This window comes from Micromonospora sp. NPDC047620 (genome assembly GCF_043205005.1).
Classification (GTDB): domain Bacteria; phylum Actinomycetota; class Actinomycetes; order Mycobacteriales; family Micromonosporaceae; genus Micromonospora.
Window position 1 is genome coordinate 1 of record NZ_JBIDDG010000183.1, and the last position, 1,093, is coordinate 1,093.

The following is a 1,093-nucleotide window of genomic DNA, read 5'->3' on the forward strand; positions in this document are numbered from 1 at the left end:
GTCGTGGTCGACGGCGCGGGAATCCGCGACCACAGTGACACCGGATTGGAGAAGGTCAGGATCGGCCAGTCCCGGGCAACCGCCTCGCGTCGCAGGTTCCGGTCGGGGTTGACCGCGGTGGGATATCCGACCGCCGACAGCATCGGCAGATCGGTGATCGAATCGGAATAGGCGTAGCAGCGCGAGAGGTCGTAGTGCTCGGACGCGGCCAGCTTCTCGATCGCCTCGACCTTGCCCTCGCCGTAGCAGTAGAACTCGACTTCGCCTGTGTACTTACCGTTTTCGACCACCATCCGAGTGGCGGCAGTATGCGTCGCACCCAGCGCGGCGGCGATCGGGGCGACGATCTCCTCACCCGACGCCGAGACGATCACGACGTCGTGGCCGCGGATCTTGTGGTCGGCGATCAGATCCGAGGCCTCCGCGTAGATCAGCGGATCGACCAGTTCGTGCAGTGTTTCCGCGACGATCGAGCGCACCTGCGACACGTCCCAGCCGGCGGTCATCTTCGTCAGATGTTCGCGCATCCGCTCCATCTGGTCGTGGTCGGCGCCGGAGAGCAGGAACAGGAAGTGCGCGTAACTGGATTCCAGTACGGTGCGCCGATCGATCAGGCCCTGCGCGAAGAACGGCCGGCTGAAGACGAACGCGCTCGACTTGGCGATGACCGTCTTGTCCAGATCGAAGAACGCGGCGATCCGGGGTGCGGACGAAGCGTCCGTCGTCCGGTGCGCGCGATTCGCTGCTGCATCGTTGCGGTGTCGCGGGTGCCCGGTATCCCCGGCGGCCCGATCGTTCGTAGCTGTTTGGTCGCCCTCGGCCGTCACGGCTCCAGAATAGGGAGCTTCCCCGGTGATGCGGCGTTCAGCCCGGCCGCACGCCCCGTCCGATGCCCCGGGAGCCGCCCGCTCCGGGCCGAAACTTCGTCGCGCGATGGACTTGCATTGCCGCCGGTTTCTGGGTGTAGTATTGCTGGCACCTGGACATGGTCCAGGCGCGTTCAGCCCGACCCCCCGGGGCTGAACCCCGACGGCCCCAGCCTCCTCCCCCCCCCGGCTGGGGCCGTCCTCTATTTCCGGACCGTTCAGCTGTT

Annotated in this window: 1 protein-coding gene; it reads right to left on the reverse strand. The window is 66.5% G+C overall.

What is annotated here, in order from left to right:
• A partial coding sequence (locus tag ACGF5C_RS35115) for an HAD family hydrolase (RefSeq protein ID WP_393308774.1) occupies positions 1-827 on the reverse strand: 827 nt, incomplete at its 3' end.
• Between the last annotated feature and the right edge of the window lie 266 nt (positions 828-1,093).